This is a genomic window from Pseudomonas sp. RIT-PI-S (genome assembly GCF_025642975.1).
GTDB lineage: Bacteria > Pseudomonadota > Gammaproteobacteria > Pseudomonadales > Pseudomonadaceae > Aquipseudomonas.
In genome coordinates this window covers 47,445-59,566 of sequence record NZ_JANZKJ010000013.1, presented here as the reverse complement: position 1 = coordinate 59,566, position 12,122 = coordinate 47,445, and the positions used below count along the sequence as shown (strand labels likewise).

General features: G+C 63.1%; 15 protein-coding genes. 14 read left to right on the top strand and 1 reads right to left on the bottom strand.

Features of this window, described 5'->3' with window-relative positions; translation table 11 throughout:
* Positions 1-4 precede the first annotated feature (4 nt).
* From OGL93_RS17325 to OGL93_RS17260, 14 genes are all read left to right on the top strand, one after another.
* Positions 5-352, top strand: coding sequence for a phage tail tube protein (locus OGL93_RS17325; RefSeq protein ID WP_263264040.1), 348 nt, complete (start codon positions 5-7; stop codon positions 350-352).
* Complete coding sequence (locus tag OGL93_RS17320; RefSeq protein ID WP_263264039.1) at positions 349-672, top strand: phage tail assembly protein; 324 nt, start codon at positions 349-351, stop codon at positions 670-672. The genes OGL93_RS17325 and OGL93_RS17320 overlap by 4 nt, the downstream gene beginning before the upstream one ends.
* Positions 673-928: 256 nt before the next feature.
* Positions 929-2,704, top strand: a complete 1,776-nt coding sequence (locus tag OGL93_RS17315; protein WP_263264126.1) for a phage tail tape measure protein — start codon at positions 929-931, stop codon at positions 2,702-2,704.
* Positions 2,705-3,991 (top strand): DNA circularization N-terminal domain-containing protein, encoded by a 1,287-nt coding sequence (locus OGL93_RS17310; RefSeq protein ID WP_263264038.1) that lies wholly within the window; start codon positions 2,705-2,707, stop codon positions 3,989-3,991.
* A 6-nt stretch (positions 3,992-3,997) separates the two neighbouring features.
* A complete protein-coding gene (locus OGL93_RS17305) occupies positions 3,998-5,047 on the top strand; it encodes a phage baseplate assembly protein (RefSeq protein ID WP_263264037.1) in 1,050 nt (349 codons plus the stop codon).
* Positions 5,048-5,096: 49 nt separating this feature from the next.
* Complete coding sequence (locus OGL93_RS17300; RefSeq protein ID WP_263264036.1) at positions 5,097-5,612, top strand: phage baseplate assembly protein V; 516 nt, start codon at positions 5,097-5,099, stop codon at positions 5,610-5,612.
* A gap of 2 nt (positions 5,613-5,614) precedes the next feature.
* Positions 5,615-6,013, top strand: coding sequence for a phage GP46 family protein (locus tag OGL93_RS17295; RefSeq protein ID WP_263264125.1), 399 nt, complete (start codon positions 5,615-5,617; stop codon positions 6,011-6,013).
* Complete coding sequence (locus tag OGL93_RS17290) at positions 6,003-7,043, top strand: baseplate J/gp47 family protein (RefSeq protein ID WP_263264035.1); 1,041 nt, start codon at positions 6,003-6,005, stop codon at positions 7,041-7,043. Before OGL93_RS17295 ends, OGL93_RS17290 begins: the two co-directional genes overlap by 11 nt.
* Positions 7,031-7,630: a YmfQ family protein gene (locus OGL93_RS17285; protein WP_263264034.1), complete on the top strand. Its 600-nt coding sequence runs from the start codon at positions 7,031-7,033 to the stop codon at positions 7,628-7,630. The genes OGL93_RS17290 and OGL93_RS17285 overlap by 13 nt, the downstream gene beginning before the upstream one ends.
* Before the next feature lie 9 nt (positions 7,631-7,639).
* The gene (locus OGL93_RS17280) at positions 7,640-8,800 is read left to right on the top strand and encodes a hypothetical protein (RefSeq protein ID WP_263264033.1); all 1,161 of its coding nucleotides are present in this window, start codon (positions 7,640-7,642) and stop codon (positions 8,798-8,800) included.
* Positions 8,800-9,312: a DUF4376 domain-containing protein gene (locus tag OGL93_RS17275; RefSeq protein ID WP_263264032.1), complete on the top strand. Its 513-nt coding sequence runs from the start codon at positions 8,800-8,802 to the stop codon at positions 9,310-9,312. Before OGL93_RS17280 ends, OGL93_RS17275 begins: the two co-directional genes overlap by 1 nt.
* A gap of 202 nt (positions 9,313-9,514) precedes the next feature.
* The gene (locus tag OGL93_RS17270) at positions 9,515-9,784 is read left to right on the top strand and encodes a DUF1353 domain-containing protein (RefSeq protein WP_263264031.1); all 270 of its coding nucleotides are present in this window, start codon (positions 9,515-9,517) and stop codon (positions 9,782-9,784) included.
* Between the two features lie 359 nt (positions 9,785-10,143).
* Positions 10,144-10,695, top strand: a complete 552-nt coding sequence (locus tag OGL93_RS17265; RefSeq protein WP_263264030.1) for a glycoside hydrolase family 19 protein — start codon at positions 10,144-10,146, stop codon at positions 10,693-10,695.
* Positions 10,692-11,225, top strand: a complete 534-nt coding sequence (locus OGL93_RS17260; protein WP_263264029.1) for a DUF2514 domain-containing protein — start codon at positions 10,692-10,694, stop codon at positions 11,223-11,225. Before OGL93_RS17265 ends, OGL93_RS17260 begins: the two co-directional genes overlap by 4 nt.
* A 358-nt stretch (positions 11,226-11,583) precedes the next feature.
* On the opposite strand, the gene OGL93_RS17255 is transcribed toward OGL93_RS17260, so the two are convergent.
* A complete protein-coding gene (locus tag OGL93_RS17255; RefSeq protein ID WP_263264028.1) occupies positions 11,584-11,982 on the bottom strand; it encodes a general stress protein in 399 nt (132 codons plus the stop codon).
* Positions 11,983-12,122: the final 140 nt, after the last annotated feature.

Below are 12,122 nucleotides of genomic sequence, written 5' to 3'. Positions count from 1 at the left end.
AGCTATGGGGCAGAAAGTTGCAGGTACCTGCTACGTCAAGGTTGACGGTACGCAGTTGACCCTTAAAGGCGGCGCTGAAGCGCCGCTGATGGACAAGACCCGGGAAACGGTTGTGCCCGGGTTTTTCAAGGAAGAGGACAAGGCGCCGTTCGTGAAAATCACCCCGCTGCTCACGTCGGGCTTTCCGCTTCAAAAGCTAGTGGAAGGTACCGACATGACCGTCACCGTGGAATTCAAAAGCGGCAGGGTCTACACGCTCTCCGGCGCTTACCTGGTGGCCCAGCCCACCGGCAAGGGCGACGAAGGCACCACTGAATTGCAGTTCGATGGCATCAAGGGGGTATGGTCGTGAGTGAGGAAACCCAAGCAATCACCGCGAGTGATTCGTTCAGGCTGAGCGCCCCTATTCAGGCGCACGGCGAGCAGCTGTCTGAGCTTACGCTGCGCCGGCCGACGCCGCAGGAGGCCCGGGCTATCAAAGTGCTGCCCTACAAGGTCGACAAGGATGAAGCCATCAGCCTGGATCTCGATGCGGCGGCCAAATACATCTCGGTATGCGCGGGCATCCCCCCCTCCTCGGTTAACCAGCTGGATCTCGCCGACCTGAACACCCTGGCTTGGCAAGTCGCAGGTTTTTTCATGATGCCGGCATCGGGGACGTTGAAGGCCTGATCGAGCTGGCCTACGACCTGGCCTACTTCTGGAAGGTTGATCCCGAACAGATCATGGCCAGGCCGCTAGGCATTTTCCTCGAGTCGCTGGCCCAGGCTCAGCGCATTAACCGAACGTTGCAGGTGGACTGATGGCAGACAATTTTCAGCTTACGACGCTGATCACCGGCGTCGACAAGCTGTCGCCGACCCTGGCTAGCATCCGCAAGAACGTGTCCAAGTTTCGCGAGGAGCTGGAAAGCACGGGTTTGGGCAAGGTGGGCTTCAGCGACCTGATCACCCGTGCTCCCTTGGCCGCTCCGCTGATTGCAGGGGCCAAGGCCGCCATCCAGTTCGAATCCGCGATGGCCGATTTGCACAAGGTGGTCAACTTCGATAACCCGACACAGTTTGCCCAAATGGGGGACGACATTGGCAAACTGTCCGAGAAACTCCCGATGACCGCCAACGATATCGCCAAGCTCGTTGCGGCCGGGGGGCAGGCTGGCATCGCGCGTGGCGAGCTGCTGGGCTTCGCGGAAGATGCCGTAAAGGTGGGCATCGCCTTCGGCCAAACAGCCGAGCAAAGCGGCGATATGATGGCCAGGTGGCGGACCTCCTTCAAAATGACCCAGGCTGATGTGGTGGGCCTCGCTGACCGTATCAACTACTTGGGCAGTACCGGGGGCGCCAACACCCGGCAGATTTCGGACGTCGTGACGCGTGTGGGTCCGCTGGGCAAGGCTGCCGGTCCGGCGACTGGGCAGATCGCGGCGATGGGCGCAACGATGGTCGGTGCGGGTGTTGAGCAAGACGTCGCGGCCACGGGCATCAAAAACTTCATGCTCGCCATGACCCAAGGATCTGCCGCCACGAAGAGCCAAGCGCAGGCATTCAAGGCACTGCGGTTGGACGCCGAGCAGGTCGCCCATGCCATGCAGACCGATGCTCAAGGAACGATCCTGGACCTTTTGAATCGAGTCGGCGGCGTGGAAGGGGCCAAACAAGCCGGAGTGTTGGGCTCCCTGTTTGGCACCGAGTCTGTCACTGCCGTCGCCTCGCTTTTGGCGAACCTTGAGCTGCTCAAGCGCAATCTGAATAACGTCGGTGACGCTTCCCAGTACGCCGGCTCGGTGGATAGGGAATACGCCTCCCGCGCCGGTACCACCGAGCACAATCTGACGCTTCTGCGTAACAGTGTTGCCAGTGTGGTTAGGGCCATGGGCACGGCGTTGTTGCCCGGCATCAATGAGGTAGTGAACTCGCTTCAACCATGGATCAGCCACGTTGCGGAATTAACCCAGGCCAATCCTGCCTTGGTCAGGGGCATCACCGCCGCCAGCATCGCCTTCACGGCCATGCGGGTCGCGGTGGTGGCGGCTACGGTCGCCGCTCAAGTCATGGGCGTGGCCTTCGCCGCGACCCCCATTGGGCTGATCGCCGTTGGCATGGCGGCCGCCGCGGGCCTCATCATCGCCAACTGGGACAAAGTCGGCCCATTCTTCGAAGCGTTTTGGGAGCTGATCAAGGCCTACAGCGTGCCGGTGTGGGATCTGCTGAAGCAGATGTTCGCCTGGTCACCGCTCGGGATGATCGTGAGGAACTGGGAGCCAATCGTTGGCTTCATTCAGGGATTGCTCGACAAAGTGAAGCCGATCCTCAAGGCGATCGGTATAGATGCGGGCGAGGGCGGCACGCTCGCTGAGCGGGTACAGGCGATGGCCGATGCCCGGAACCTGCGCAACGCCGGGCCCCTGAGCGGCGACGGCTCGATGGTTCGCGCCGGAGCGCCTGGGGCTGCTTTGCAGCGCCAGCAGCAGTTGAATCTGGCCACCGGCGTGCCCGCAACCAGCGAGCTGCTGAACCGGCCCAATTTACCGGCACCGGGGAGCTTGCTCATCAGTGGCGCTGGCAAGGCTCAGCTCGACGGGGCCTTGGTCGTGCGGTTCGAGAACGCGCCCCCTGGCCTTCGGCCGCAACCAGCCCAGACCAACCAGCCGGGCCTGAAAGTCACCACTAACGTCGGTTACCGAACCCTCTCCGGAGCACCATAAATGGCAGATACCTGGCGTGAGCAGCTGCTGCCCGCGTCCTTCCGAGGCGAGACGTTCCTCATTGAGGACACCTCGGTCCCGGTTGGCCGCAAGGTGCAACTGCATGAATACCCCAAGCGGGACAAAGCCTACGCCGAGCAGATGGGCAAAGTGGCCCGCGTGCACAAGGTTCGGGCGTTCATCATCGGTGCCGACTGCTTCGAGCGCCGCGACAAATTGCTGAAGGCGCTGGAAACCGAAGGAGAGGGCACCTTGGTGCATCCCTGGCTGGGGCAGCTGTCCGTAGTTCCGGGCCAATGCGAGATGTCACACAGCCGCCGCGAAGGCGGCATGGTCACTTTTGACCTGACGTTCTACCCGGGTAATGCGCCGCTCAATCCGTCGGTGAAGGCCAATACCGCCCGCTTGGTGGCGCAGACATCCGCCAGCTACTGGAGCGGTGCCCTGGACCGTTATAAAGCTGCCATGGCGAAGGTCGATGCGGCGCGGATCAACCTGGTTGGCCTACAGAATCGCCTGAGCGGGGTGTTCCTCGTGATCGGCAGCCAGTTCTCGCCGCTCACTGGTGCGGTCGGGTCGATCAATGCAATGGCGCAGAGCCTCAAGAATTCGCCGGGCTCCCTGTCCAGCCTGTTCAGCGGCTACTTCAGTGACCTGCGCCTCTCGTCGTTGACGTCCGGCAGCTCGGGCAAGAGCACCAGCGCTGGCGCCGCGGCGTTCAACAACTACAGCAGCGCGGTGGCCACTGTCTCCAGCCAGGCCGAGGGTGCAGCGAGCATCAATTCGGTCGGCTCATCCAGCGGCGCGGATACCACCGCAGCCGCGCAGGCCTTGGCCAACTTGGTGCAGGACGCCTTGCTGGTTCAGGCCACGGCCACCGTGGCACAAATGCCCGTGGTTACCCCGCCTGCGGCCGACGAGACCACCGCTTCGCTGGAGCAGCAAACCATCGCTCCGGTGGAGCGTGCCGAAGTACCGGTCGCCAATGATGTGATCGCCGCCCGTGATGCGTTGGACGATGCCTTCTGGCAGGCATCGCTCAAGGCTGATGCCACCTATTACCCGGTGATCAACGCTGCCCGGCAGCAGGTCATCCGGCACCTTAGCGCCGTGGCGGCGTCGGGCGTGCAGTTGGTCACCGTGACACCGCTGCAAACCCTGCCTGCGTTGGTGCTGGCGTACCGGCGCTTTGGCGATGCCACTCGCGAGGGGGAAGTCATCCAACGCAACAAGATCACGCATCCCGGCTTTGTGCCGGCGTTGCCTTTGCAAGTCGCCCGGGAGTAATACCGCATGTCCGATCCCTCGACGGCCGTGATCCTGACCGTCGACGGTCTGGACTATTCCGGCTGGACATCCGTGGAAATCAGCGCAGGCCTGGAACGTCAGGCGCGCAGCTTCAACATTGGCATTACCTGGAAGTGGCCCGGGCAGAATGTGTTGCGCCCGGTGAAGCAGGGCGCTCGCTGCGAGGTGCGCATCGGCGGCGACCTGGTGGTGACGGGCTGGGTGGATGCCACGCCGATCAGCTACAACCACGAAAAGGTCACCACGTCGATCACCGGCCGCTCGCTGACTGCTGACCTGGTCGATTGTGGTGCTATCAACAAGCCCAGCCAGTGGAAGGGTCTGGGCGTGCAGAAAATCGTCCAGGCCATTGCTGGGGAGTATGACCTCAGCGTCATAAGCGAGATCGCCACCACCGGCAGCCTGGCCGACCACACCATCGAACCCGGCGAAACCGCGTTCGAATCCATTGACCGGCTGCTGACGCTCTACCGGATATTGAGCACCGATAATGCCCGCGGCCAAGTGGTGCTGGCCGAGGTGGGCAGCGCCGGCCGTGCCGCTGAGTCGCTCGAGCTAGGGCGCAATGTGCTGACCGGCGATGCGCCGCTCGACTTTTCCCGGGTGTTTTCCGAATACCGGGTGATCGGGCAGCGCTCGGGCAGCGACAAGGATTTTGGCCAGACCATCACCGAAGTCCACGGCTCGGTCAGCGACCCACGCATTGCCCGCAAGCGGGTGAAAGTCATCCATCAAAGCGGCCAGCTTAGCGACAAGCTGGCGGCCGACCGGGCCAATTGGGAGCGCGGTACTGCCCTGGGCAAAGTATTCGAAACCACTTACACGGTGCAGGGCTGGCGCCAGGCGAACGGGGCGCTTTGGCTGCCCAACACCCTCGTTCGTGTCATCGACCCACTGCTCGGGTTTGATCGCGACATGCTGATTGCCGAAGTGACCTACCAGCTGACAGAGCAAGGCACCCTGTGTCGTCTGCGTGTCGGCCCGCCCGAAGGCTACCTGCAAGAGCCGGACGCTCCCACGAACACTGCGAAGTGAAGAAGCACGACGGCTTCGAATGCCTATTGCCCGCAACCTGGAAAGACACATGACTCGACTGATGAACATGCTCACCCGCGGCGTGGTGGCGCTGGCCAAGCCCACCACCAAGATGCAAGCCCTGCAGATGCGCCTCACTCACGGCGAAGTGAAAGACAGCATGGAACACCTGGAGCCCTACGGCTTCACCAGCTGCCCTCACGAAGGTGCCGAAGGGTTGGCGGCCTTCATGGGCGGGGATCGTTCCCATGGTGTAGTGGTGGTGGTCGCCGACCGCCGCTATCGGCTGACAGCTTTGCAAGCCGGCGAAGTGGCCATTTATACCGACGAGGGCGACAAGATCCACCTCAAACGGGGCCGGATCATCGACATCGAGACGGGCACGCTGAACATCCGCGCGGCGACGGCCGTGAACATCGACGCCCCGGTCATCAACCAGACCGGCCGGATCGTAAGCCAGGGTGACCAAGTCGCCGGCGGCGTCAGCCAGATCAACCACCTGCACGCGGGCGTGAAGCAGGGCACCGACCAGAGCGGCGCGCCTATCCCAGGGGGTGGTGCGTGACCGTGATCACCTTCGACGATCAGGAAACCAGCCTTCGGCGCGCGGTGGAAATCAGCTGGTTCACGTGGCGCCGGGCCAAACCGGGCGACCTGCTCGACGACGACGAGCGCTACGGCTGGTGGGGGGACAGCTTCCCGCTGGTGGCCAATGACCGCATCGGCTCGCGGTTGTGGCTGCTGCGTCGTCGCAAGTTGCTGCCGGAAACCATTAGTGCCGCCATCACCTACGCCCGCGAGGCCCTGCAATGGCTGCTCGATGATGGCCAAGTCCTCGACGTGCAGATCCTCACCGAGCGCGCCGGCGCCAACCGGCTGAACCTGGGTGCCGTGCTGACACTGCCTACGGGCGAGCGGCTGTCCCTATATCCCAACGAGAATTGGCAGGTGCTCTATGCCGTTTGAAACACCGTCCCTGCCCACGCTGATCAGCCGCACCGCGGCCGACCTGGCCAGCGAGGCATTACGCCAATCCGACGCCCAGGTCCTAGCCCGGGCCATCAGCGGCGCCGCCTACGGGCTGTATGGGTACATCGCCTGGGCCGCCAACCAGATACTTCCCGATACCGCCGACGAGGCCACGCTGGTGCGCGAGGCGCTGCTGCGGCTGGAAACGCCGCGCATCGATGCCACGCGCGCTAGCGGCACCGCTACCTTCCAGGCCGCCGCCGGCGCCGTGCTGGACGCCGACCAGGTGCTGCAGGCCAGCGATGGCCGGCAATATCGGGTGGCCACGGCAGTGACGACGAGCGCCGGCGCCAATACGGCCAACCTCGAAGCCGTGGCCGGTGGTGCGCTGGGCAACGCTGCTCAGGGCCAGATACTGAACCTGGTGCAGCCGGTGGTGGGCGTGGACGAAACCTTCACCGTGCTCGCGCCCGGGCTCACCGGCGGCACGGAACAGGAATCCATCGAATCGTTGCGCGCCCGGGTGGTGCGCAGCTACCGGGTCATTCCGCACGGCGGCGACGCCGACGATTACGTCACATGGGCGCTGGAATGCGCCGGGGTTACCCGGGCCTGGGCCGTGCCGAACTACATGGGACCGGGGACCGTGGCCGTGTTCTTCGTGCGCGACGGCGATCCCGACATCATCCCCGATGCCAATGAAATCGCTACGGTACTGGCCTATATCCGCGCCCGCGCGCCGGTGACCGCTGAGGTCTACGTGCTGGCACCGGCGCTGAAGGCAGTGAACTACACCATCAAGCTCACCCCAGACACCACCGCCGTGCGCGCCGCAGTGATCGCCGAGCTGGCGGACCTGCACGAGCGCGAGGCGGGCCTGGGTGAAAGCCTGCTGATCAGCCACATTCGCGAAGCCGTCAGCGGCGCCGAAGGGGAGACGGACAACGTGGTGGTGAGCCCGGCGGGCGATGTGCCAGCGGCGGCCAACCAACTCCTCACCCTGGGAGCCTTCACATGGCAGCAGTGAGGACAGCCGAGCAGTACCGAGCACAGCTGCAGGCGCTGTTGCCCATCGGGCCGGCATGGGACCCCGAGCGGGCGCCCGAGCTTGGTCTGGTTCTAGCGGGGATTGCCGCCGAGCTAGCCCGCATCGACGCCCGCGTGGTGGCGCTGTGCGGTGAAATGAACCCCGCCACGGTCAGCGAACTGGTGCCGGACTGGGAAGCGGTCATGGGCCTGCCCGACGCCTGCCTGGGCAGCTCGCCGTCATTCGGCGACCGGCAGCTCGCCGTGCAGCAGCGGCTCACCGCGGTGGGGGGACAGACCGCCGCCTACTTCGTGAGCATCGCCAAGGGCCAGGGCTACCCGAATGCCACCGTCACCCAGCACCGTACGCCCCGGTTCGGCAAGTCCCGGTTCGGGCGGGCGCACTTCGGCACCTGGGGTGCGCAGTTCATGTGGACCCTGAACACCGGTGGCCGCCAGCGGGTCGGCCGCCGCTTCGGCGCCAGCTACTGGGGCGAGCGTTTCGGCACCAACCCAGGCAGCGCCCTGGAGTGCCTGATTCAGCGCTACGCCCCAGCGCACACCCTTTCGCATATCAATTACAACTGAGGAAAGAACGTGGATTATCCCAAGAGCGTGCCCAATGTGGGACTGGTAGGCGGGAAGTTCGTCGACGAAAACGCGGCGAGTGGGGTTGTGGGGTCGCTGATTCCCTCGGCCTGGGGAAATGCCGTCACCGATGAAATGCTGGCAGTTATCCAGGCGGCCAATCTAACGCCAGCGGAGGGGCAGTCGGATCAACTGCTCACGGCCATTCGGCAAATCGATCAAACAGGCGCCGCCAGTTACGCTGTGGATACGGGCACCGCCAACACCTATAAAGCCGCTTACACCCCGAAAGTCACGGCGTTGGCTGATGGGCTGATACTGCGCTTCAAGGCCAAAACAGCTAATACAGGCGCGGCTACCTTTGCGCCGGATAGCGTGACTGCAAAGCCGATTATCTTGAGCGCGGGCGCGCCTCTGATTGGGGGGGAGATCACCGCGGCAGGTTTCATTACCGTTCAATACAGCTCCGCGCTCGATGCCTGGCTGTTGCTGAGCGCCACGGGCGGCAGTGCACAACAGGGCCGGCTGCTGCGTGTGTGGATCTTCGATGTCACCTCCACCTACTACCCAGCTGCGCAAGTCCGCAGGGTTGAAGTAGAGCTAGTGGGCGGCGGGGGCAGCGGCGCTGGCTCGGCGGCGCTTAGCAGCGGAAACGCCAGCGTGGGCGGTGGTGGAGGGGCGGGCGGCTATGCCCATTCGCTGCTCGACGTAACCGACACCATGCGCGCGACGGGCGTGCCGATCACCATCGGCGCCGGTGGCGCTGGGAGTCAGGCAGGCGGCAATGTCGGTGGCACCTCCTCATTCGGCACATACCTTTCTGCATTGGGTGGGACTGGCGGTACGCGCACGGTGTCGGCAAGCACAAACCTCTTCGTCAGCTCCGCTGGCGTGGGCGGGCGCGCCGCTGCTGACGGAGTGTTTCCAAGCTGTGCTGGTGAAGATGGCGCGTATGGCGAGAACAACCCGTATCAGGGCACTGCAAGCCATGGTGGCGCAGGCGGCCGGTCGGCAATGGGTTACGGCGGCGTAGCCCAATCGGTCAACTCCAATGGTAACGACGGCAGCCGGGGCGGTGGTGGCAGCGGCGTTTATTCGGTTTCCACGACGACAGCCTACAACAGCGGCAAAGGCGGCAACGGTTGCTGCGTGATCCGGGAGTATTACTGATGACTCATTACGCACGCGTCGAGAACGGCCTAGTCGCCGAGCTGTTCGAAACAGACGCCGATATCTCCACCTTGTTTCACCCTGACCTGGTGTGGGTGAGCTGTGAAGGCGTCGACGGCGTCGATATTGGCTGGACCTATGCCAAGAAAAAGTTCGCAGCCCCCCAGGCACCGACCAAGACCGATGAACAGAAACGGGCTGATATCGCCGCTCGTCGCTACGTGGCGGAGGCCGCAGGTATCAAGATTAACGGCATCAGCGTCGACAGCGACCGCGACAGTCAGGCGCTGATCACCGGTGCGGCATTGGCCGCAAGCCTGGATGCTTCTTACACCTGCAACTGGAAAGCTGGAGATACCTTCGTGAAGCTTGATGCTCAGACCCTCCTGGGCATTGCGATGGCTATGCGTGCCCATGTGCAGGCGTGCTTCGACAGGGAGGCCGAGTTGCTGACAGCAATGAAGCAGGGCAGCTACACGGAAGCCATGCTTGACGAGGGGTGGCCATCGTGATGCTTGCGCCCGGCAAATTCGCCGCCGGCGCCGCGACGCGCCAGATTAGCCGCTGGCGCTTCCAGCTCTTGGAGCCGCTGGTGTTCAACGACCCCGAGCACGGCGAACTGATCGTGCCTGAAACCTTCGTCAGCGACCTGGCCTCAGTGCGCGTGCTGCGCGAGATCTGCAGGTGGGCTGCTCTGTCTGCGGTGGTGCTAGGATGTTCTTCGCGCATCTGGCCTGGGCCGTCGCGGTGTGCTGGGCGGTCGCCGCCGGTGCCCTGGCGCTCTACGGCCTGGCGGTCGGCTACGGCATGCGCGCGGCCATCCTCCACGACTGGCTTTACAGCACGGCGCTGCTGCCCCGCATTGATTGCGATGCCGTATTAAGCCGCGCGATGCGGAGCGGCGATGGTACTGCGCGTTGGCGCACCTTCCTATTTTGGGCGGGCGTCCGCCTGGGCGGCTCGAGCCGCTATGGACAATTGTAAGGCGCGCCCCAGTCTGGGCCATTGCATTTTTTACACATAAATGCTCTGGAACATCCCCCTCCTATAGTTGGTTCGCCGGTACACCATCGATGGACGCCCCCAGGAGGGTATTCCGAGCCATTCCCTAGCGGACAATTGGCGGCCATAAAAACAGCGGTTGTATGCGATGGGCTAGCACAAGCGAGTAAAGCAATTGATACCAAGCAATAGAAGGAATGCTTCAGGTGGAAACTACCCTTCCATAAAGTCCCGTTGTTCATGATGAGATCTCCATTGGAAGAGTTTGGAGTGTAGTCCTGCCTTGAATGATGCGATCAACCCGCCCGCTTGAGGCGGGTTTTTTTATGCCCGGAGAAACCATGCAGATCACCGAAGAGCAACTGCTGCGCATCATGCCCAAGGCGGGCAGCCGCGCGGCAACGTACGTCGGGCCGCTGAACTCGGCCATCGCCTACTACGGCATCAACACCACCCAGCGCGTGGGGGCCTTCCTCGCCCAGATCGGACACGAATCCGGCCAGTTGCGGTACGCCAAGGAGCTGGGCGATGACGCCTACCTGGCCCGGTACGACACCGGCACGCTGGCAAAGCGCCTGGGCAACACGCCTGCCGCCGACGGCGACGGGCAGATGTACCGCGGCAGGGGGCTGATCCAGGTCACCGGCCGGGACAATTACCTGGCCTGCAGCCTGGCGCTGTTCCGGGACGATCGCCTGCTGAATCAGCCGCAGCTGCTTGAGCAGCCGCAGTGGGCGGCGATGTCCGCCGGCTGGTACTGGTCCACGCACCGCCTGAACGAACTGGCCGACACCGGCGACTTCGAGGCGATCACGCGAAAGATCAACGGCGGTCTGAATGGCTTGCCCGAGCGCGTGGCGCTGTATGAGCAGGCAAAGAAGGTGCTCGCGTGACAGCCCTGCAATGGAAGCTGCTCGGCTATGCCGGCGCCGTGCTTCTTGTGCTGGCGTTGATCGCCGGCGCGTTGTTCGGTGCATACCGCCACGGGGAGACGATCGCCGACGCCCGCTGGAAAGCGAAGGCCGCGGACCAGCAGGCGCTCCAGGCAAAGGCCCGCGCCGCGGCGGAGGGTAATGCACGAACGGAAGAACAGCGCCGGCAGACGGCCGTCAACGAGGTGGGCAGCAATGCAAGGCAAAAAAGCGCGGCGCTGGCCGCCGATGTGGCTGGGGCTACTGGTGCTGGCCAGCGGGTGCGCGAGGCAGCCGACAAGCTTGCCGCCGGAGCCAGTTGCTCCCCCGGTGATCCCGGCGTTGCCCGCCGAGGCGAGGCAGCCACCCGCGCCGCCATGGTGCTCTCCGACCTGTACAAGCGCGCTGACCAAAGAGCGGGAGAACTCGCTGAAGCGTATGACCGAGCCCGAATAGCCGGGCTGGCCTGTGAAAGTGCCTACGACGTACTGAGCAATGGACCAGGGGGATGATGCTGCAGACCGTGATGAAGGAAGAACCACCCGGGCAAGGTGGAAGAGGCTGGCCGTGTAGGCCGTTGGCAGCTCCGTGGCGGTGTAGATCAGAATGGGTATCGCTGCGTGGGTGCGGTTTTAACCGGGGTTGCAGCGGGCGGAAGCCTCGACGATCCCGCAAAGGCTTCAATATGCCTTTGATATCGATAGACTTAGAGAATGAAGCTACAGTAGCGAAGCAGTGGGTCAATGTTTTAGTTTTGATTTAGATCAATATTTGGTTAAAACTAAATGCCGCTATTCCAGCTATCTAGCGACAGACAGAGCCCGGGCGTCGCCGGGCTCTTGAATCGCTGCCTTTTAATTAGTGGCGCAGTTATTGACGGTTTCCGCCTGGGCTGTTTTGGCCGCCTTTCTGGCCTGCTTCAGATGCCTTTTCCCGATCGTTGGCAAAATTGCCGCTGTTTTTATCGGCGCCTCGGCTACCGGACTCCATATTTTGCTGCAAGTCGCGCTGGCTGCCCGAAGTTTGGCCGCCTTTGCGGCCGGCTTCAGCGGCGCGTTGAGGATCGTCGGCGAAGTTGCCCCGATTATCGCTACCCTTGCTACCTTGCTGCATATCTTGCTGGGTATCGCGTTGCCCACCAGACGTCTGGCCGCCTTTGCTGCCAATTTCTTGATAGAACTCTTTGTCGTGGGTATCGGCCGTCGCTTCGCCGCCTTTCCTGCCCGCTTCCTGAGTAGTCATCGAAGGATCTTGTTTTTTGTCAGTCATGATATTACTCCTTTGGTTAAAAACCGATCATGCATAGGGTATGACTGAGGTGCGCCGGTAGTGCTCACTTGCACCGACGAAACGCAGGAAACATTCACTCTTTCAATATTGGCCGGCAATTATCTTTAGCGGAGATCGCT

What these genes read in the sequence shown, in the direction of transcription:
- OGL93_RS17255 (WP_263264028.1), bottom strand. Translation starts at nt 11,982, where the DNA reads ATGACTGACAAAAAACAAGATCCTTCGATGACTACTCAGGAAGCGGGC.
- OGL93_RS17290 (WP_263264035.1), top strand. Translation starts at nt 6,003, where the DNA reads ATGCCGTTTGAAACACCGTCCCTGCCCACGCTGATCAGCCGCACCGCG.
- OGL93_RS17285 (WP_263264034.1), top strand. Translation starts at nt 7,031, where the DNA reads ATGGCAGCAGTGAGGACAGCCGAGCAGTACCGAGCACAGCTGCAGGCG.
- OGL93_RS17310 (WP_263264038.1), top strand. Translation starts at nt 2,705, where the DNA reads ATGGCAGATACCTGGCGTGAGCAGCTGCTGCCCGCGTCCTTCCGAGGC.
- OGL93_RS17275 (WP_263264032.1), top strand. Translation starts at nt 8,800, where the DNA reads ATGACTCATTACGCACGCGTCGAGAACGGCCTAGTCGCCGAGCTGTTC.
- OGL93_RS17265 (WP_263264030.1), top strand. Translation starts at nt 10,144, where the DNA reads ATGCAGATCACCGAAGAGCAACTGCTGCGCATCATGCCCAAGGCGGGC.
- OGL93_RS17305 (WP_263264037.1), top strand. Translation starts at nt 3,998, where the DNA reads ATGTCCGATCCCTCGACGGCCGTGATCCTGACCGTCGACGGTCTGGAC.
- OGL93_RS17325 (WP_263264040.1), top strand. Translation starts at nt 5, where the DNA reads ATGGGGCAGAAAGTTGCAGGTACCTGCTACGTCAAGGTTGACGGTACG.
- OGL93_RS17300 (WP_263264036.1), top strand. Translation starts at nt 5,097, where the DNA reads ATGACTCGACTGATGAACATGCTCACCCGCGGCGTGGTGGCGCTGGCC.
- OGL93_RS17270 (WP_263264031.1), top strand. Translation starts at nt 9,515, where the DNA reads ATGTTCTTCGCGCATCTGGCCTGGGCCGTCGCGGTGTGCTGGGCGGTC.